The organism is Bacillus sp. PK3-067 (assembly GCF_056738645.1).
This window is the reverse complement of sequence record NZ_CP096490.1, coordinates 2,077,913-2,098,362: the sequence shown is the minus strand read 5'-3', so window position 1 is coordinate 2,098,362 and position 20,450 is coordinate 2,077,913. Positions and strand designations below refer to the sequence as shown.

General features: G+C 33.6%; 23 protein-coding genes. 5 read left to right on the top strand and 18 right to left on the bottom strand.

The features are described from left to right. Nucleotides 1–58: 58 nt before the first annotated feature. The 4 genes from M1D73_RS10935 to M1D73_RS10920 all read right to left on the bottom strand — a co-directional run bounded on the left by M1D73_RS10935 (nucleotide 59) and on the right by M1D73_RS10920 (nucleotide 4,542). A complete protein-coding gene (locus M1D73_RS10935) occupies nucleotides 59–694 on the bottom strand; it encodes an FMN-dependent NADH-azoreductase (RefSeq protein WP_000170025.1) in 636 nt (211 codons plus the stop codon). 241 nt (nucleotides 695–935) lie between these two features. Next, the gene (pbpC, locus tag M1D73_RS10930) at nucleotides 936–2,921 is read right to left on the bottom strand and encodes a penicillin-binding protein 3 (RefSeq protein ID WP_001227241.1); all 1,986 of its coding nucleotides are present in this window, start codon (nucleotides 2,919–2,921) and stop codon (nucleotides 936–938) included. 156 nt (nucleotides 2,922–3,077) lie between these two features. After that, a complete protein-coding gene (locus M1D73_RS10925) occupies nucleotides 3,078–3,566 on the bottom strand; it encodes a dihydrofolate reductase (RefSeq protein ID WP_000637205.1) in 489 nt (162 codons plus the stop codon). Nucleotides 3,567–3,585: 19 nt separating this feature from the next. Then, entirely contained in the window at nucleotides 3,586–4,542 is a 957-nt protein-coding gene (locus M1D73_RS10920) for a thymidylate synthase (RefSeq protein WP_000679609.1), read from the bottom strand. A gap of 198 nt (nucleotides 4,543–4,740) precedes the next feature. Between M1D73_RS10920 and M1D73_RS10915 the strand changes: the two genes are divergently transcribed. Then, nucleotides 4,741–6,198 (top strand): serine hydrolase, encoded by a 1,458-nt coding sequence (locus M1D73_RS10915; protein ID WP_000034322.1) that lies wholly within the window; start codon nucleotides 4,741–4,743, stop codon nucleotides 6,196–6,198. Between the two features lie 50 nt (nucleotides 6,199–6,248). Here the strand turns inward: M1D73_RS10915 and M1D73_RS10910 are convergent, their stop codons facing one another. The 6 genes from M1D73_RS10910 to M1D73_RS10885 form a co-directional block, all read right to left on the bottom strand. Beyond that, complete coding sequence (locus M1D73_RS10910) at nucleotides 6,249–7,181, bottom strand: aminoglycoside phosphotransferase family protein (RefSeq protein WP_000692086.1); 933 nt, start codon at nucleotides 7,179–7,181, stop codon at nucleotides 6,249–6,251. An 11-nt stretch (nucleotides 7,182–7,192) separates the two neighbouring features. Further along, nucleotides 7,193–7,579: a VOC family protein gene (locus tag M1D73_RS10905; RefSeq protein ID WP_001094664.1), complete on the bottom strand. Its 387-nt coding sequence runs from the start codon at nucleotides 7,577–7,579 to the stop codon at nucleotides 7,193–7,195. A gap of 1 nt (nucleotide 7,580) precedes the next feature. Further along, a complete protein-coding gene (locus tag M1D73_RS10900) occupies nucleotides 7,581–8,216 on the bottom strand; it encodes an HAD family hydrolase (protein ID WP_025687389.1) in 636 nt (211 codons plus the stop codon). Between the two features lie 106 nt (nucleotides 8,217–8,322). Next, entirely contained in the window at nucleotides 8,323–8,910 is a 588-nt protein-coding gene (locus M1D73_RS10895; protein ID WP_001134421.1) for a YpjP family protein, read from the bottom strand. Between the two features lie 267 nt (nucleotides 8,911–9,177). Further along, entirely contained in the window at nucleotides 9,178–10,389 is a 1,212-nt protein-coding gene (locus M1D73_RS10890; RefSeq protein ID WP_000595449.1) for an ABC transporter permease, read from the bottom strand. Continuing rightward, entirely contained in the window at nucleotides 10,382–11,092 is a 711-nt protein-coding gene (locus M1D73_RS10885) for an ABC transporter ATP-binding protein (RefSeq protein WP_000921912.1), read from the bottom strand. Before M1D73_RS10885 ends, M1D73_RS10890 begins: the two co-directional genes overlap by 8 nt. Nucleotides 11,093–11,245: 153 nt before the next feature. Here M1D73_RS10885 and M1D73_RS10880 point away from each other — a divergent pair, with 153 nt between their 5' ends. Beyond that, a complete protein-coding gene (locus M1D73_RS10880) occupies nucleotides 11,246–11,677 on the top strand; it encodes a GNAT family N-acetyltransferase (RefSeq protein WP_000009777.1) in 432 nt (143 codons plus the stop codon). A 30-nt stretch (nucleotides 11,678–11,707) separates the two neighbouring features. Then, nucleotides 11,708–12,235, top strand: a complete 528-nt coding sequence (locus tag M1D73_RS10875) for an HAD-IIIA family hydrolase (protein WP_000181785.1) — start codon at nucleotides 11,708–11,710, stop codon at nucleotides 12,233–12,235. Between the two features lie 241 nt (nucleotides 12,236–12,476). On the opposite strand, the gene M1D73_RS10870 is transcribed toward M1D73_RS10875, so the two are convergent. The 8 genes from M1D73_RS10870 to M1D73_RS10835 form a co-directional block, all read right to left on the bottom strand. Next, a complete protein-coding gene (locus tag M1D73_RS10870) occupies nucleotides 12,477–12,695 on the bottom strand; it encodes a helix-turn-helix domain-containing protein (RefSeq protein ID WP_000152532.1) in 219 nt (72 codons plus the stop codon). Between the two features lie 10 nt (nucleotides 12,696–12,705). Beyond that, on the bottom strand, nucleotides 12,706–13,191 hold the full coding sequence (locus tag M1D73_RS10865) for a DUF2975 domain-containing protein (protein ID WP_001050144.1): 486 nt from the start codon (nucleotides 13,189–13,191) through the stop codon (nucleotides 12,706–12,708). A 175-nt stretch (nucleotides 13,192–13,366) separates the two neighbouring features. Next, the gene (locus tag M1D73_RS10860; protein ID WP_001223866.1) at nucleotides 13,367–13,807 is read right to left on the bottom strand and encodes a GNAT family N-acetyltransferase; all 441 of its coding nucleotides are present in this window, start codon (nucleotides 13,805–13,807) and stop codon (nucleotides 13,367–13,369) included. Then, the gene (locus tag M1D73_RS10855) at nucleotides 13,804–14,277 is read right to left on the bottom strand and encodes an SAM-dependent methyltransferase (RefSeq protein ID WP_000493257.1); all 474 of its coding nucleotides are present in this window, start codon (nucleotides 14,275–14,277) and stop codon (nucleotides 13,804–13,806) included. Before M1D73_RS10855 ends, M1D73_RS10860 begins: the two co-directional genes overlap by 4 nt. Nucleotides 14,278–14,372: 95 nt before the next feature. Next, nucleotides 14,373–15,065, bottom strand: a complete 693-nt coding sequence (locus M1D73_RS10850) for an aspartate/glutamate racemase family protein (RefSeq protein ID WP_000848563.1) — start codon at nucleotides 15,063–15,065, stop codon at nucleotides 14,373–14,375. A gap of 180 nt (nucleotides 15,066–15,245) precedes the next feature. Next, nucleotides 15,246–16,448, bottom strand: a complete 1,203-nt coding sequence (locus M1D73_RS10845) for an iron-containing alcohol dehydrogenase (RefSeq protein WP_001158674.1) — start codon at nucleotides 16,446–16,448, stop codon at nucleotides 15,246–15,248. A 79-nt stretch (nucleotides 16,449–16,527) separates the two neighbouring features. Further along, the gene (locus tag M1D73_RS10840; protein WP_000424332.1) at nucleotides 16,528–17,967 is read right to left on the bottom strand and encodes a GntP family permease; all 1,440 of its coding nucleotides are present in this window, start codon (nucleotides 17,965–17,967) and stop codon (nucleotides 16,528–16,530) included. Nucleotides 17,968–18,171: 204 nt separating this feature from the next. Next, entirely contained in the window at nucleotides 18,172–18,837 is a 666-nt protein-coding gene (locus M1D73_RS10835; RefSeq protein ID WP_000278486.1) for an HAD family hydrolase, read from the bottom strand. A gap of 190 nt (nucleotides 18,838–19,027) precedes the next feature. Here M1D73_RS10835 and M1D73_RS10830 point away from each other — a divergent pair, with 190 nt between their 5' ends. Next, nucleotides 19,028–19,825: a lipid II flippase Amj family protein gene (locus M1D73_RS10830; protein WP_000028911.1), complete on the top strand. Its 798-nt coding sequence runs from the start codon at nucleotides 19,028–19,030 to the stop codon at nucleotides 19,823–19,825. A gap of 35 nt (nucleotides 19,826–19,860) precedes the next feature. Then, the gene (locus M1D73_RS10825; protein ID WP_000155287.1) at nucleotides 19,861–20,436 is read left to right on the top strand and encodes a nucleotidyltransferase family protein; all 576 of its coding nucleotides are present in this window, start codon (nucleotides 19,861–19,863) and stop codon (nucleotides 20,434–20,436) included. Nucleotides 20,437–20,450 lie beyond the last annotated feature (14 nt).

Genomic DNA, 20,450 nt, shown 5'->3' with positions numbered 1-20,450 from the left:
GGAAAAAGAAGAAAAAAAGTCCAAACAGCAAGTGTTCGGACTTTTTAAGCATTCTATATTAGAAACGTTTTGCTAATTCACGAGCATTAGCAATTGCTGCTTCTTTAATTTCTTGTGCTTTTTCAGGGTTTGCATTCATGCCTTCAACTGCAATATATTCAGTATCATTCACACCGACAAATCCTAATACAGTCTTTAAGTGATTACGACCGAAGTCTACAGCTGCGTATGCTCCTTCAGAATATACGCCACCTGTTGCTTGAATGTGAAGTGCTTTTTTACCTTCTAATAAGCCGACTGGACCATTTTCAGTATATTTGAATGTTTTACCTGCGATTGCTACGTTATCTAAGTATGCTTTTACTACTGGTGGATAGCTAAAGTTCCACATTGGAGTTACGAATACATAACGATCTGCATTCATAAATGTTTCTAAGTTTGTGTTCATTGCTGCTACTTTTTGTTGTTGAACTTCAGTTAAAGCTTCAAAGCCTTCACCTGCTGCAAATTTACCCCAAGCAGCAAATACATCTGCATCAATTGCTGGTACTGTAGTGTTGAATAAATCAATTGTTACAACTTCGTCTTGTGGATGTTCGTTTTTATAAGCTTCGATGAAAGCTTCCCCTACTGCCATTCCGAAAGAACCTTCTGCTGAATTTGGATTTGCTGTAATAAATAGTACTTTTGTCATTGTATTCTCTCCCTTTTTTCTCTTTATCTTTAATTCAAGATTTGTTTTTTAAAAGTTAATAACTTACCTTATGTAAGTATAATATAAAAAGTTTTAATCAATGTCAATAAAAAATAGCTACTTTTTTTTCGTAAGTTAATGATTTACTTTGTTTCCTTAAAATTTAGTATACAGATATTACAAACTCTTTCATATAAAAAGGCTACCTCTACAACCTATAGAGATAGCCTTCTATTACATATTATTTTTGAAATACATGTTTTACTTTTTCAGCTGGAATATTACTTCCGCCTCTACCTTTTACATCTTCAATCATCATTGTAATGACCATATCTGGCGAATTTAAATCAAATGCAGCGAACCAACCTAGTTCTTTTCCTTCGGCCTCTTTTGATACTTTTAATTCCGCTGTACCTGTTTTTCCAGCAAGAGTCATACCATCAATTTTAGCAATTTTCCCTGTACCATCTGGATCATTAATTACTTTCGTCATTGCAGTTTTTAATATATCCTGATTTCCTTTAGAAATTACATTTTCTTTCCAAGCTTTTGGTTGTTTATCTGTTTTAATAATATACGGTGACGGAATCGTTCCATCATTTACAATTGGCGCATACGTTAAAGCTAAATGAAGAGGAGTCATTAATACTTGTCCTTGTCCATATCCCGTATCTGCCATTTGAATATCATTTTTAATGCCGTCATTTGCAATTTTAGAAGCAGGGAATCCATATTCAATTGGTAGTTTCTCATCGAATCCGAATTTTTTTGCTTCACTCATAAACTTGTCTTTTCCGATTTTCAAAGCTTCTTGTGCGAAGTAAATATTATCCGAGTATTTCATCGCCTTATCAAGATCAATCGGATTTGCATCTTTCACACGCGTTACATAGTAATTACCCCAAGAAGAATCTTTTGTCCATTTTAATCCTTCAATTTTCAACTCTTCTTTTGGATTAATTGTTTTCGTTTCAAGACCAATTGCAGCTGTAATAGGTTTAAATACAGAACCTGGTACCGACAATTGTGTAAAGCGATTTGTCATTGGTTTTTTCGGATCATTATTCCAAGCTTCGCGTTGTGCCTTCGATGTCCCTCGTGCAATTATATTAGGATCATATGCTGGACTACTTACTAGTGCAATTGTTTCTCCACTTTTCGGATTAATTGCTGCACTTGAACCAGCTTCGCCCTTCATTTCATTATACGTTTTTTCTTGAACAACACTATCAATAGTTAAAGTTACATTTTCTCCATCAACAGCATCTGTTTTTGCCAAGTTTTTAATTTCTTTTCCTTGCGCATCTTCTACAAAGACACGGCCACCTTTTTTACCGCGTAGCTTTTCCTCTAATACTTGCTCTAAACCAGCTTTACCAACTGGGTCATCAGCTTGATAGCCTTTCTTTTGTAGCGTTTTTAAATCTTCAGCATTTACCTTTCCAATATAACCAGTCAGATGAGCTGCTGCTTCCCCTAACGGATATGTACGAACATTTACAGGTTTTGTTGAAACACCTGGTAAATCAATGTACGTATTTTGTGTTGCCCCTTCAGGCAAAATTCCAATTGGTACGAGATACCCTGGTTTTACCCATTTAGCAGCTAATTTTTGATCAATTTCTTCTACAGACATATTTAATAACTTCGCTACTGTTTCTTTCGTTTGCGGAGCAGCATCGCCTAACTTTTCAGGAATCAATCCGATTTCAGAAGCTTTCCCATTCGTTGCAAGACCTTTTCCATTACGATCGTATATTTCACCACGTTTTGGCTGTGTTGTCTGCATACGCACTTTACTATCTTTCGTCATGCCTGGGAAAATAAAATCAGGAGTCCAATCTATTTTCCAAGATTCTTTATCTCCATCTTTTTCTTTCACCATTTTTGCTTCATGACCAAATGTAATTTTACCACCAACTGTATCCATGCTTACTTTAAAAGGAACAGGGCCTTCATCTTTTTTATCTTCTTTTACTTCCCCTGTTTCTACCTTTAAGTCTTTCACTTCGATACCAGAATAAATTTTTTCATATTTCTCAGTAAACTCTTTCTTTGAAATATCTTTTTTTGCATTTTTTGATAGTTGATCATACATATCTGCAAATTTTTGTTTATTCCACGCTTTTACATATGTATCAAACGCTTCTTGTGGTTTTTCTTCTTTACCACATCCAACTAACATGAATGTTAAGCAAAGAAAAAGAATCCCCCATATCTTTCTCAATCGATTCTCCTCCTCTTTCTATATTAGTACTTTTGAAAATTTTAGCATTTTTACATGCTACCTATCATTATAGCACTATCGAATCTCATCTATAAACTTATATTGGTGAATATAAATAAAAAGATTGATGCGAATTCTCACATCAATCTTTTTTTATTATTGTTGTTTCTCATATACATGGTAATAATACGTATATGGGTTTTTTTCATCCGTTAAACCTTTTTCTACAAAAATCTCTTTCCAATTTGTCATATCTATTTCTGGGAAGAATGTATCTCCTTCAAATGCATGATGGATTTTTGTTATATATAACTTGTCTACATAAGGTAAAAAGAGGTCGTAAATTTGCGCTCCACCAAAAATAAAAATCTCTTCTTCATTTTTACATAGTTCAAACACTTCTTCTACAGAATGAACAACTTCACAACCTTCAACATGATACCCTTCATTACGAGTTACAATAATATTACGTCTTCCAGGCAGTGGTCTACCAATCGCTTCATAGTTCTTTCTTCCCATAATAAGCGGGTGACCCATCGTTGTTTTCTTCACGTATTGTAATTCACTCGGTAAACGCCAAGGTAAATTATTATCTTTACCAATTACTCTATTTTCGTCCATAGCGACCATAAATGAAACAATCATTTTTTCATCTCCTCTACAATTATACTGCAACCGGTGCTTTAATTGCTGGATGCGGATCGTATCCTTCAATCGTTAAATCTTCCATTTCAAAATCGAAAACAGATTTCACATCTGGATTTAATGTAAGTTTCGGGAATGGACGTGGTTCACGTGCCAATTGCTTTTCTACTTGTTCAAAATGATTTGTATAAATGTGTGCATCACCAATTGTATGAACAAATTCTCCCACTTCAAGTCCGCATTCATGTGCAATTAAATGTGTTAGTAGTGAGTAACTTGCAATGTTAAATGGAATCCCAAGGAATATGTCACCACTTCTTTGATATAACTGACAAGAAAGCTTTCCATCTGCTACATAAAACTGGAATAGCGTATGACAAGGCGGTAAGGCCATACTTGGTACATCTTCTGGATTCCAGGCAGAAACGATTAAACGACGTGAGTCTGGTGTTTTTTTAATCATTTCAATTACATCTTTTAATTGATCAAGTGTCTCACCAGCTGTCGTTTTCCAAGCACGCCACTGTTTACCGTAAACGTCTCCTAAATAACCATATTTATTTGAGAACTCATCATCTTCTAAAACGTTCTTTTTAAACAATTCCATTTGCTCGTCGTACTGTACTTTAAATTCTTCATCTTGTTGTGAGCGAAGACCAAAATCAGTCATGTCAGGACCAGTATACTCATCACTTTCTACCCAGCTCTTAAAAGCCCATTCATTCCAAATGTTATTATTATGCTGCAATAAATAGCGAATATTTGTATCACCTTTCATAAACCAAAGCAGTTCACTTGCTACAAGGCGAAACGGTACTCTCTTTGTTGTTAATAAAGGAAAACCTTTACTTAGATCAAAACGCATTTGATATCCAAATACAGATACAGTGCCTGTCCCTGTACGGTCTTCTTTCTTCGTACCATGTTCCATTACATGGCGGCATAAATTTAAGTATTCATTTTCAGCATGTTTCATATGTAGGAAAACCTTCTTTCAATCGTATATGCAATTTATCATAACATGAAAAATGATAAATTTAATAATCCTAATTAATAAAATTTCTTGCGCTAATTCTTACAAAATTATTAACTTTCCAAATATAAAAAGGTTTTCATTTTCTATTACCGAAAGTATAGTGCGGTAGAACAAAATTTATATTTGGAGGTTAGAAGTATGTCTAAAATTGAAACGCCTGTTATGACTTCTTTACAAACAACGGCTGAAAAAATGATGAAGGATTTAAATGTTCCTGGTGCTGCTGTCGCTGTTATAAAAGACGGTGAAGTTATTATTTCAGAAGGTTTCGGCTATCGTAATATAGAAACAAAAGAGGCTGTTACACCGAATACTCGATTCGCAATCGGTTCCTCAACGAAAGCATTTGGCACACTTTCATTAAGCTTGTTAGCACAGCAAAAAAAGTTTAATTGGGATACCCCTATCCAGTCTTATATACCTAACTTTACTTTATCTGAACTACTTGCTAGCTCACAAGTTACAGGACGGGATTTAGCTTCTCATCGAACTGGAGTGAGTCGTCATGAGGCTCTTTGGTACAGTTCTTCCTTATCTCGAAAAGATCTCGTTGAAAAAATAAAACATTTACCACTTGATGCACCGTTCCGAACTGCATTTCTATATAACAATTTAATGTATGCAACAATTAGCTACATTGTTGAAAACATTACAAATCAAACGTGGGAGCAATACACTACAGAACATATTTTAGAACCTTTAAATATGAGACATACAAACTTCTCTGTTAACGATTCACAAACTACAGATGATTACGCTTTACCTTACATTGAAAATGACGGTGAAATAAAAGCAGTTCCATTCCGTAACATCGATACAGTTGGCGCTGCTGGGTGTATTAATTCCACAATTGAAGATATGGCAAATTGGGTACTTCTCCACTTAAATGAAGGAAAATTTGGAGATCATGAATTAATCTCCTCTGAATTATTACAACAAATGTATACACCACACAATTCAATTCCAGACCAACCGGTTTTATCACTCCCTGAATCTCCATTAAATAGTTACGGTCTTGGTTGGTTTATTAGCGCTTATCGTGGTAAAAAAGTGATTCATCATGGCGGTAATATCGATGGATTTTCAGCGCTTGTTTCATTCATACCAACAGAAAACATAGGCCTTGTCATTTTAACGAATGCTGGAGGAACATTACTTCCTACTTATCTCGCTAATCAAATTTATGACGAACTACTTGAATTAGAATCCATTGATTGGCATAAACGTGCTGTAGAAGATACTAAAAAAATGAAGGAAATGATGAAAGAAGCAACTGAATCCCTCCCTGAACAAATTAAAGGGACTACACCTTCGCACAAGTTAGAGGATTATACTGGTACTTTTGAACATCCTGCATACGGAACATTACAAGTATACAAACGAGATGATTCGTTATATGTACAATTTATGGAAATGGATATTCAATTAGGGCATCATCATTACGACATCTTCTCTGCAAAAGTTGACTTATTCCAAATGAAAATGAGCTTATTATTCGCTTATGAAATGAATGTAAGTGGTGAATTCCCATCCCTTCAGTTACATGTACCAGCTACATTAAGTACTCAGCCGCTTACATTTAAGAAAATTAAATAAGTATTTTGATGGTAAAAAATAAAGGTAGGTGCGAATCACACCTACCTTTTCTATTTCATATCAATCTTATCTGATTGAAACCAAATTGGCTTCGATAACTCAAAGTTATTATGATCCTCTAAAACTATAGTAAGGCGCTCTAACATATCATCTAACATATGCGGCGCTGCTCGTAATGTCCAGACAACTGAGGAGAAAACTGTCATACCAACGTACACCGTGTATAATTTCCAGAATTCCTCTGGTATTTTTCTATTAAAGTATCCTTCTATTTGTCCGATTGAATACGGAATACTAATGTCCCTTGCAAACAGTGCAATTTTCACAAAATCATGAAGTGGATCGCCCCAATCGTAGCCATTAAAATCAACAACACCTACATATTTTCCATCCCGTACAATTATATTTTCTAAGTGAAAATCATCGTGTTGAAATCGATTTGGGCGGTTCTTTAAATATATTTCATTTTCTTCAATAAACTTTATGATTTTATCATCATTTTTTATGTTTATTCCACATGTTTTATATGCCTCTAAATATTTACTATGTTTTTTCATTGCTCTTTCATACCATGGAAGTATATTATTAGGAGCTTCATATGTATGCATTTTTGCTAAATCTTTCCCTGCCTCTATACCAATATCATATTGTTCTTTTGGTGAATACGTAGGCAATAACTTCTTCGCATCTTCCCCTTCTAAATACGAAAAGATGCCATAGCATAAACCTTCTTCTGCCAACAAACCTATTTCAATTGGTTTTTGTGCTTGCACACTACGATTTTGCATTTCATTTAAAATTTGAAACTCTATTTTCTTTCTTTCATACTCTTTTATATCGCCTGTCCGCAATAAATATTTATCATTATTCGCACTCGTAATTATATATTTCTTATCAGGTGAAAAACCTTTAGAAATTTCTTTAATATCCACTGCATTTTTTACTATTTGTATATTGTTTTGCCATGCTGTAATTATCTTCATATCTATTCCCCTTACATTTCTGCATTTGGTGTATAGGCAACTTCTACAATAAATCCATTCGGATCGTAAAAATCAATCGTATAGTAACCTTCCGAATAATGATTCATTTCAATTGGACCACGTATTACCTTCACTTTCGTACTAGAAAGAAAATCTGCTACTTCCTCAACTACTTCTCTATGAATAGCTTGATAACAAATATGTCTAGGCCCTAACGTCCTTACAATTTCCTCATCTACTTCTTTAAAGTATATTTCACTTTCTCCTGTGCTATATGCTATTTCATTTAACTTTCTCCACCCAATTATGGAAAACAACTTATTATAAAAAGAAATGGATTCCTCTAAATTTGCTACCCAAAATTCAATATGATGAATGCCTGCTCGCAGTGTATTCATATTAAGAATACGCTCCTTGTACTACTTGCACAATTTCCATCGGCTTATGAACCATGTAATCTGGTGCATCTTTTTTCACTGTTTCAATAACATCATATCCCCAAGATACCCAAATTACGTTCACTCCAGCCTTTTTACACGCTGCTACGTCTCGCTGTTCATCACCGACATATAACATATCTTTCTCTGTTATTTTTTTTGATTTCAAAAATCTTTTTATCATTTTATCTTTACCAAACAAATTTTTAGAACAATACACTTCTTGAATATTTTCGATACCATTCTTGTGTAAAAACGCCCGAATATGCTCTTCTGAGTTCGATGATATGACTGCAATTCCGTAGCCTTTTTTATGTAGTTCATCTAATACTTCTTTCATCCCATGGAACAAAACGAGATTTTTTATAGCAGGCTGATATAATTTATAAAATTCCAACGCTAATATCGGTAGTTTATACAGTGGTACATTAAGTTGTTTACATCTCTCTGGCATCGTTAATTTACGTAAATGTTCAATTTCGTCTTCCTTTACTGCTTTATACCCATGTTTTTCAGCAAGTTGATTATAAATCGGTACAAATATATTTTGTGAATCTACTAATGTGCCATCAAAGTCAAAAACAATATATTTTTGCATTCCCATACTCCCTTTGCTTCTTTTTTCTAAACCTATGTTATTCAACAACATAGTTGTCTGTCCCTTCTATAAAAATAAAAAAGAACAAGATTTTCTCTTGTTCTTTTTAAGACAACCATTTCGGTGGTACATTCGTATTCCAATAAATATTTCCTAACTCATGATGTCCAGAGTATCCATCATCAAAACGGTGGTAATGGAAATTAAAATAATAACCATCTTGCGGTGGATGATCTCTTCTTACATGGAAACGCAATAAATCATTTCCAGATTTCGTATCGTAGACGTGAAAAATCTTCTCATTATTTCCACCAGCTGGTTTTTGAGAAATCGCTAATGATTGTAGTGAATCTTCTGGTACATCACTAGCAAGCTCAGCAATTGCCTCTTCAATTTTCGGTAATATTACATCTTTAAACTCATCTTCAATTACTGGACCAATTTTAGTACCAAACTTTTGCATCGACTGCTTCTCTGCTTCTTGCATTGCATAAGTAATAAAAGTATCGGTGGTTAACCTGTCATTCGTTTCTTCATATGTATAGGACGTGCTCTCCAAACTTTGTTGCCCAGCTGTGCTCGTAGGCTTGTCCGCAGCTTTGGCATTATCAAGTAATATGGAAGGAGGCGTCACTAAACCAAATGTAAACACGGTAATTAATGCGACTAAGGTTTTTCTAAACCAATTTGGCATTTATGTTCCCTCCCCTTTCACTCATTATTTTTTATATAACGGTGGTTTCTTCTATTATACAAAATGATTGTAATTTTTGCACTTTACAATTTTGTTAACGTTCACATATTTTTCACTTGAATATGAAATTGTAAGATTTCATACAATAAAAATACAACAACAATAAGGAGGCGATCAGATGACTTTAGATGTCATGTATTCCGCCGCAAGTATACTCGTTTTAGTATATTTTATTTATCAATGTGTTACAGACTAGAAAAAGAGCCGTCACTGGCTCTTTTTTAATGGTACAAATACAATCCATACAATTAATAAAATAAAAACAACGCTGCCTACCACAGCTGGCAATAAATAAAACTGTGAAAGTATAACTATTCCATATAAAAGTATTGCTGGTAGTAGTAAATAACGATCTGCCTTCCATCTTAACAATAGTAATTTCCCTTCATCACAATATAAACGAAGAAACATCTTATTCGTAAATTCATTCCAATAATCACGTGCATAGCGAGAAATTGCAACTACAGCAAATACGAGAACAATAGCTGCAATCCACCTTGGAGTCATAATTATACTTGCAGTACTGATACATACAATTTGAATATAAAATATTCGTGCAGTACTTGTACGGAAAAATTCTTTCAAAAAAGATTCGACAATACGAGAATCAGCTTTTTTCCCTAAAAGTCTTTTAGAGCGCGGAAACATCCACGGTTTTTTATTCGAACTACTCGGTTTAGCCGCATGACCACCAACTTGCATAATTCCGCTCGTCCAGCGCATGCTTTCCTCCTTTTCTTTCTCGATTTCTTTAAAAAAGAACTTTTTATAATTCATTTTCTCTTTTACTAATACACTACTTAAGAAAATTACTAGACCGATAAATAGAATTGAATACAACGGATTTTTATAAATAAAAAATAAACTAATTCCAAAAAAGGACACGCTCATAGAAAATACTACATTTTTTACAATCCATAAAACCCATCGTTTCCCCACATGTACATGAACAAATCTCGTTAACAACGACAACATAAATCGAAATATAGTAAAGAATACCCAAAATAATAGGACTTGTATCTCTGTTACTTCGATACTTTTCATCAACACTGGTAACATAATAACGACTACTATTATATTCGTTATCGCTATTCGAACAAATGTGTACATCATGCCATACTGGACTAATTTTCGCATATGTGTTGCATACGAAATTAAAAATAAACTATCCGCTTGCTCAAAAAATGAACGAACTCCTCTTGGATATGTTACTAGATAAAATGCGAGTAATCCTAATCCGAAATAAATCGTCTCTTCCGTTGATAATTCATTTATCCATAGCGATCGATAATAGATTCCCATAAATATAAGTGCTGGAATAATATATAATGCGACTGTCCAATCTGTTACCGAACGTATAGACTTCCATTTCCGCTCAAGTTCATGGCGTAATCTCTTATAAAATTGTTGTTTAATCATGTTGTTCACGCCTTACAATTACATCAAAGCAGTCTAATAATGAACTACCCGGCATTTCCGCTAATATTTGAATAGATTCTAAATGTCCATCTGCGACTAATGTACCTTGTGAAATGAGTAAAAATCTTTCACAAATTTTTTCAGCAGTATCTAATACGTGCGTACAAAGTAAAATTCCTGCCCCGCGCTCTTTTTCTTTATATAAATAATTTAAAAACTCTTTCGTAGCTACTGGATCTAAACCGATAAAAGGTTCGTCAATGATATAAAAATCTGGCTCAGTTAAAAACGCCAATATTAGCATAGACTTTTGTTTCATGCCTTTTGAAAACTTTGATAAATACTCATGTTTATGCTTATTCATTCGAAAAGTATGTAATAATTGTTCCGCTCGTTCTTCCCAACTTCCCATTTCACTTCCACGAGCTGCCATTAATAATTCAATATGTTCCCAGAGCGTCAAGTAATCATAGTATGTTGGATGTTCTGGTACGTATGCATACGGATTTTTCTTTTCACCGAATGATATTTCACCGTCCATATTTACAAGTAATCCGAGTATCGTTTTAATCGTCGTACTTTTCCCAGCACCATTTGCTCCAATAAGAGCAACTAGTTCACCTTTTTCGATAGAAAAAACTATATCATGAATTGTTTTTTCGCCTATTTCATATCCAGCTGAGCGGATATTTACTTTTAACATGCATTCCCCTTCTTTCCATTTCCAATACAATCAAGGAAAAGAATAACATATAACTATCTATATATCATTATAAAATATTTATTTTCATAGCAGGAAAAAACATTTTTTAACAGAATATTAAATGTTTGATTACATTTTATTGGAGTTGATAATATGTCTTTTCAAATTCGTGAAGCAACGATAGATGATATAGACGCACTTTGTTCTTTAACGAAAGAATTAAAAGGTTCCTCTATTTCCTATGAAGATATGAACAACCGCCTACAATTCGTACAAATGAGTCCGTTTGATTTTTTATATGTTTACGAGGAAGAAGAAGCTATATTTGGATTACTTGGATTTCGTATACGTGAAAATTTAGAAGATGTAACACGTTATGGAGAGATTTCAATTATTAGCGTTGATTCTAACATACGACGGAAAGGCATTGGACAAGTTTTGATGGATTATGCCGAGCAATTAGCAAAGAAACATAATTGCATTGGCACATGGCTAGTTAGTGGAACAAAAAGAGTAGAAGCTCATCCTTTTTACAAAAAATTAGGTTATGAAGTAAATGGCTACCGATTTGTAAAATATTTTTAAACTACTTTATAAAGTGAAGGGACTATAACTATGACAAACATTAAAGCAATTTTCATTGATCGTGACGGTACAATTGGTGGTGACACTACAATACATTATCCAGGATCTTTTACATTATTTCCATTCACAAAAACATCCTTGCAAAAACTAAAAGCTAAAAATATAAAAATTTTCTCTTTCACAAATCAACCCGGTATCGCAGATGGAATAGCAACTGTAGCCGATTTTGTACAAGAATTAGAAGGCTTCGGTTTTGATGATATTTATGTATGTCCTCATAAACACGGTGATGGTTGTGAATGCCGTAAACCAAGTACAGGCATGCTGCTTAAAGCAGCAAAAAAACATGGACTTAATTTAACACAATGTGCTGTAGTTGGTGATCGTTGGACTGATATTGTTGCAGGAGCAAAAGTAAATGCGACTACGATTCTAGTCCGAACAGGCGCTGGGTATGATGCTTTGCATACGTACCGAGACAAATGGGCACATATTGAACCAAACTACATTGCAGATAACTTTGAAGATGCAACAAACTGGGTTTTAAATCAACTATAATACAAATGAAAATCTTGATTCACCCGAAATAATTTAAAACATAGTTAAAATAGCCTTTTTGGCAAATAATTGTATTCCACAAAACGGATCACCTCAAAAGGTAGCAAGTTCCCTTTTGATACGCAAACATTGCAATTCAAATTATATTTTTTATTAGTAACAGCAATTAACGTAAAGAAGAAATAGCTTAGTGGCTATCCCTTCTTTATTGACTTCTATTATTTACATTTGTTATCTGTTTTTATTGAGTATTCTCATCGTTTTTATACTCCAAAATATCCCCTGGCTGACACTCCAAAGCTTTACATATCGCTTCTAATGTTGAAAAACGAACCGCTTTTGCTTTCGCATTTTTCAAAATAGAAAGATTCGCCATCGTAATTCCAACCTTCTCTGAAAGCTCCGTTACACTCATTTTTCGTTTTGCTAACATGACGTCAATATTAATAATGATTGTCATATCCGCCACCTCAAACCGTCAAATCATTTTCTGATTTTATGTGAATTGCCTCTTGTATAAGTCGTTGGAGGATAGCAGCAAAAACGGAGATAACGAGCGAAGCAAAAACGATAATGAGTCCCACTAACCCAATAGGAGGGTCCATTTTTTTCGCTATAAAATAAAAAAGTGGCAAACTTAATACATACAAACCACTGATTGTAATTGCACAGCGCTTTATATTCTTTAACGCCTTTACTGATAATTCCGAGAACGCTGTGTTCTCATCAATGTACTGTAAAAGATTGAAAGCCTGATAAAGAGCAACGTAAAAAGGCACAGCGGCTCCATACATTACAATGAAAACAAGATATTTTATCGGAGTAATGTTAGGATACAAATTCGCTGTGAAATCCGCCATTTCCGGCACTAAAAATATGCATAAAGCAAGCACTGAAATTCCAGCAAGAAAAATAATTACTTTTAAGAACATTGTTGAACTTCGTTTAAGATTCATTTACAATACCTCACTTATTTAATGGCAACATAATTTTATCACAACATTTATTGTTTAACAATAAATAAATATCGTTTTATTTTTGTCATGTTTTTTAATTTAGGCAAAAATAAAAAAGAATTTCTCATTACAAAGAAATTCTTTTTCTTGAAAATGCCTCTTTCAACTTAATTTTTTAAAACGTTAATTCGTAATGGAAATAACGATTATCTCTCAAATAGCCATTTTCAGCGTATAATCGTTGTGCTGATAAATTATCAATCTCTGTTTGCAATTTTACACCTTTTGCTCCATTCTCTAATGCGTATTCTTTAGCAGCTTCTAATAATTTTTTACCTGTTCCGGCTCCACGCTTCGCCGCTTGTACAAATAAATCATTTAAAATCCATAATTCTTTCATTGAAATGGAAGAAAATGATGGATATAGTTGTGTGAACCCAATATATTCGCCGTCTTCAACTGCTACGAAAATAACGGACTCTTTTTTCTCAATTCGATTTCGTAAAAATACTTTTGCACCTTCTAAATCAGAATCTTGTCTATAAAACATGCGATAGTTATTAAAAACTGATGCCAGTCCATCTAAATCTGCAATTGTTGCCTCATATATTCTCATTTTACTCCATTCCCCTTCCAATACTGTCTCATTATATCCGTTGCCCATTTAGGCTGGTGTATTTCTTCTGTCGGCATAAACTCTTTCATTATTGGTTTTATATCCAATATAGGAGTGCCATCAATAGCATCTAATCCCTCAACAATAATTGATTTACCTTCTCTTTTGATCACCTTTACAATTGTTACACCTATGCGATTCGGACGATTTTTCCCGCGCTGTGCAAAAATACCTACTTCAGGATAATCCTTATTATTTCTAGGATGTCTAGCAAAATACTGAATTTGCTCGTCAGTTACTTTATGAAAATAAAAAACAACTTCAATATGAGAAAAATCTTCAATCCCTTGTATACTTTTTTCTGCATACATTTCAGTTAAAGTTATACGGGATCTTACTTCTCCCCACTCATCATCTTTTATTTCCTTTCTTTCATTATGTACAAATGCGATTGGTTGAACTGAAAACATACGCATTCCCCCTCAAATGTAACCACTTACATTATAAAGTATTTTCTGAATGTTTTCCAGATATACGAATTAAGTTTACATAATATAATTATAATCTATTTATCTAAAGCTACCTTGACCGCTTCAATTGCATGTATATGGGTCGTATCAAATATCGGGACTGATACGTTTTCTTGCTTTATTAATAAACCTATTTCCGTACAACCTAATATAATTCCTTGTGCTCCTTCTTGTACTAATTCTTCTATAACCCTTTTATAATACTCTCTAGATTGAACTACTATTTTTCCTAAACATAATTCTGTATATATTACTTCGTTTACTTTTTCTCTATTTGTTCCTGATGGTACTATTACTTTTATATCATGCTCTTCAATACGTGACTTATAGAAATCTTGCTCCATTGTATATTTAGTTCCAAGCAGACCAACCTTTTGAATGTCTTTTCTTTTAATTTCTTTTGCAGTTGCATCAGCAATATGTAAGACTGGAATATCAATTTTTTCCTTTATTTTTTCAACTACCTTATGCATTGTATTTGTACAAATGATTATAAAGTCTGCTCCTCCCTTTTGTAATGAATATGCCGCATTCCCTAGAATTTCTCCAGCACCATCCCAATCTCCGCTAGATTGACATCGTTCAATCTCTTCAAAATCCACACTATTAATCAAACATTTTGCTGAATGTAGCCCTCCTAATCTCTCTTTTATTTCTTCATTAATAATTCGATAATATTCAGAAGTTGATTCCCAACTCATGCCACCTATAAGACCTATCGTTTTCATATAAACACCTACCTAAACTATTTTTATAAAACTAATAACAACGTTTTATTGTGTATATTATACATAATAAAACAAGACTTTAAGTTTGGAATATAAAGTCTTGTTTTAACGGAAATATGGAAATAATAAAGAATAATTCTACTTTCATTTCCAAGGAAATTTTTATAGAATATTCTGAAATTAACAATCTGATGTTTTTATAAATTCTTTATACTTATAATTAAAACACTCTCGATACAGCTCTTTGATTTCATCATATGATGGAACACGTGGGTTATTAGCTGGGCTACCACTTTCAATTGCATCTGATGCCATTTTAGAAATAGCATTTTCAAATTCAATTTCATCGATTCCGTATTCTTTTAAATTTGGAATACGAAGATCAAAGCAAAGTTTTTTTATTTCACCAAGTGTGTAGTCTGCTACTTCCTCATCAGAATTCGAATACAAATCCTTATTTAAACTACGTCCAATTTTTGCTAACCTTTTCATTGCACTTGTTTTTGTAAACTCTAACACTGTAGGTAATAGTATGGCATTTGATATTCCATGCGGTACATGAAATAATGCTCCCACTGGCCTTGACATTCCATGAACTAATGTAACTGATGCATTAGAAAATGCAATTCCAGCTTGTAAAGAAGCAATCATCATCGCTTCTCTTGCCTCCATATTACGTCCATCTTCATATGCTATACGTAAATATTTCATAATACTTTCAATAGCTGAAAGAGCAAGTACATCTGTAAGTGGTTGTGAAAATTTAGAAATATAAGCTTCAATCGCATGACATAACGCATCTATTCCTGTTGCTGCCGTAATTTGTGGGGGTAACGAACTTGTCAAAACTGGATCTATAATTGCTACTTTCGGTATAAAACTAGGATGCTTCATCATCATTTTTACATCTGTTTTTTTATTCGTAATTACTGCTACACTTGTAACTTCCGATCCAGTACCAGAAGTTGTTGGAATTGCAATAAGTGGTAGTGGATTGTTTTCTATTTTAATATCCTTTTGGACATAATCCTCAACTTCTCCACCATTTGTATATAAAACCGCTACCGCTTTCGCAGCATCAATACAACTTCCACCACCAATACCGATAATAAAATCGCACTTTTCCTCTTTACAAAGAGATAACGCTTCTAATACGTGTATATTTGTAGGCTCAGCATCCACTTTATTATATGTACTAACAGTAATACCTTTCTTATTTAGTTGTTGCATACACTTTTCAACATATCCTAATTTCTCCATAATTGTATCAGTAACTATAAAAGCTCTTTTCCCTAACTTTTTTGATTGTTCTCCCAGTTTTTCAAGCGAATTCCTTCCATATAATACCGACTTTGGCATACGAAACTCAGAAACCTCTTGCAAGTCCCCCACCCCTTCTTATCCTAATTAATATTTTATAACATAAATTATCGATTTGATGAATCTTTACGATTCAAATTTTTTAATAGAGTCCTGTTAAAGTATAGAATGCGATAACTAAAAATACAGCAACCGTTTTCAAAATTGTAATAGCAAATATATCTTTATATGACTGTTTATGTGTTAATCCTGTTACTGTAAGAATAGTAATAATAGCCCCGTTATGTGGTAGTGTATCCATTCCTCCTGATGCCATTGATACGATACGGTGCATAACTTCTAATGGAATATCAAATTGATTGGCCGCTGCAATAAATTTATCTCCCATTGCACTTAATACTATTCCCATTCCTCCTGATGCCGAGCCTGTAATTCCAGCTAAAATATTCGTCGTTACTGCACCATTCACTAACGGATTTGTGAAAGTAGCAGAGATGCCATCTCTCATAATTGCGAAACCTGGAAGTGCTGCAATGACACCACCAAATCCAAACTCAGCTCCTGTATTCATCGTTGCAAGTAGCGCTCCACCAATACTTGTATTCAATCCAGCTTGGAAACCTGTTACTACTCGCTTCCAATATAATAATAACGTTGTTAAGATCCCTATAATAAGTGCCAATTCTACAGACCAAATTCCTACTACTGCACTTAATTCTACTTTTCCAAATGCTTTCATACCAATTGCAGAAAAATCAAAACCGCTTGGATACCACTTCGGTATCATAATAGTAAACACTTTATTCATTACACCTACTAAAATAAGTGGTATAAATGCAATAAGTTGTTGTGCTCTTGTGATTTCAATGTTATTAATTAATGGCATATTTTTTTGTTCTACTTGCAAAGATGCTGCCATTTCAGTATTTCCATCATTAAAACCAAAGTATCCTTCACCTGCCGCTTTTGCCTTCTTACGTCTACTCTCTAAATATAGTAAACCTACTGTAAGAACAAAAATTGCTCCTACAATCCCAAGTATCGGTGCAGCATAAATATCCGTTTTAAAAAATGTTGTAGGTATTACATTTTGAATTTGTGGTGATCCAGGTAACGCATCCATTGTAAACGTTACTGCTCCAAGAACAATCGTTCCAGGGATTAAACGCTTTGGAATATTAGCTTGTCGAAACAACTTAGCTGCGAACGGATAAACAGCAAACACTACTACATACACACTAACACCACTATACGTTAAAATAGCCCCCATTAATACAATCGCTAATATAGTACGTTTTTCACCAACTAACTCAATAATTGTTTTTGCGATAGAATCTGCAATTCCTGACATTTCCACTACTTTTCCAAATATTGCTCCTAATAAAAACACAGGAAAATATAATTTTATAAATCCAACCATTTTCTCCATAAAGATATTAGAAAAGAAAGGTAATACATAACTAGGTTCTGTCAAAAATACTGCAAATAATGCAAATATCGGTGCGAATAAAATAACAGAAAAACCTCTGTATGCTACGAACATAAGTAAACTTAGTGCTAATAATATAATAACTAACTCCAATTTTACCCCTCCATTAAACAGAATATTCTAAATTTTATTGATAAATTTCTACTAACCTTTTAATTCTGACATCCCTCCTCTTATTCATACAAATTTTTATGCTAAAAATGTCTAATTATAATTATTCGATTACATATGAAAAATCCCTTTAAACAGAAACGAATTCATCGTCATACGTTATAAAGGGATTGCTAGAATCTATATTTACTGCTGTATTAAATTTTTCTCTACACAAAAATGATACAGTTCTTCAACATCTTTCACTATGTAGGTCGCACTAACTTCAGTCAGTTCTTTTTTACAGCCATAGCCATATAAAACACCAATTGAAGCAATTCCATTCTGATTTGCACCTATTATATCGTGCTTTCTATCACCAATCATTATCATTTCTTCTTTATTTAGTTCTTCATTTTTTTGTAAAATATGAGCAATTATTTCTTCTTTTTTTATTCTCGTACCATCTAAATTACTTCCAATGATGTCTTCGAAATAATTCGTTAATTGAAAATGCTCTATAACTTGTTTCGCAAATACAGTGGGCTTTGAAGTTGCTACAAATATGCGATTCCCTGAACTTTTTAATTGTTGCAAGAGCTTCAGAATCCCCTCGTATACATTATTTTCAAACAATCCACGCTGCTTTAAATACTCACGGAAGTAAAAAACTGCACGTTCAACCTCTCCTTCACTCATATTATATCTCTCTACGAATGATTGCTGAATAGGAGGACCTATAAATGAATCTAACTCACTTATATGTACTTCTTCAATTCCTACTTTTTTTAACGCATACAAAACCGAATTTACAATTCCTTCTTTCGGATCCGTTAAAGTTCCATCTAAATCAAATAGAAATGTTTTATACATGTTTCATTCCTCCACTTAATTTGCTGTATAAATAACTGCTAACATCTCTTCCACTTCTCCCTATTATACTATCATTATCTATTTTTTCGAAAAATCAATTTCCATATGTCACATACTTTCAGTTACAAAATACGATAGATATGATAAAGTAAAAAAGTTACAATTATTTTAATAGAAACTGGTGAAACAAATGTCAATTACGTTAATTTTTATAATGGCTTTCACAATTGTAATCCACGCAGTTGAAACAAGCTCTTATAGTATTCGATTAGCGGGGGTTCGTTTAAAGAAGATTGCTGTCGCATTATCCGTCGTAGGAATCGTATTACTCATTTCAAGAACGTCAAACTTACTACAAGCCTTTTTACTTGGCGGGATTGTGGACGAAGCAAAACTAGATCCTTCTATTGATTTAGAGCATATTATACGTCTTGTACTATTATCTGCTTCTATCGGTACATTGCTTGCGATTATACTGTATCCAACTTTGACAAAACTATTTGGATATGTCATTCAAAACTTTGAAACAGACGGTTCTTTCATTCGAATGATGAAAACGAATAACATTCAAAAATTAAAGTACACAAAAAAATATGTCCGCTTTCCAAAGTTAGAAATGATTCATAGACTGCGTATCGGCGGTATTCCAAAGCGTATAATGCTTATTAACATGTTCGCTACTGCAATTTATACAGCGGGAGTTCTTTCCGCACTATATGCTTCTTTTTTAATTCCAGCTTTCGCAACAAAAGCCACTACAGCTTCTGGTCTTATTAATGGTTTTGCTACTATTTTATTAACAGTGCTACTAGATCCACGTATTGCTCTTTTAACAGAGCGAGCTCTTCAATCAGAAGAAGGTGCTGAAGCAATGAGTAAAATGTATGCTTGGCTAATGATTTCTAGACTTTTTGGTACATTACTTGCTCAACTGTTATTCATACCAGGTGCTTACTGGATTACATGGATTATAAAGCTTATGAATTAAATTTACTCTCTAAAAAAAAGCAGGTGAGATAACAAATGACTATACAAACAGAACAAGATATCATTCGCTTAATAGAAAACGACGAATGGATGATGAATGTATTACAAATGGCAAAATCACTAGAGCTACCTGATTGGTGGATTTGTGCCGGATTTGTTCGTTCTAAAATTTGGGATACTTTACATGACTATGAAGCTAAAACGGCTATGCCTGATGTTGATGTGATTTATTATGATAGTCTACATCAAGATGAGATATACGAACAATCATTAGAAACGAAATTAATGAATATTGATGCTACTATCCCTTGGTCTGTAAAAAATCAAGCTCGTATGCATGTAGTGAATAATATGCCACCATATTCTTCTTCTGTTAATGCTATATCTAAATTCCCTGAAACAGCAACGGCTTTAGGAGTTACACTTGATGAACTAAACAACGTTATCTTAACAGCCCCATGTGGTATTGAAGATGTCCTTTCCTTACAAGTGAAACCAACAGCTCATTTTCTTAAATCGAAAGAACGATTACATATGTACAAAAACAGAGTTATAAAAAAGAATTGGCAAAGTAAGTGGCCTAGCATCACAATCACATATCCAGAAATTTAGAAAGGGTGCCTCTC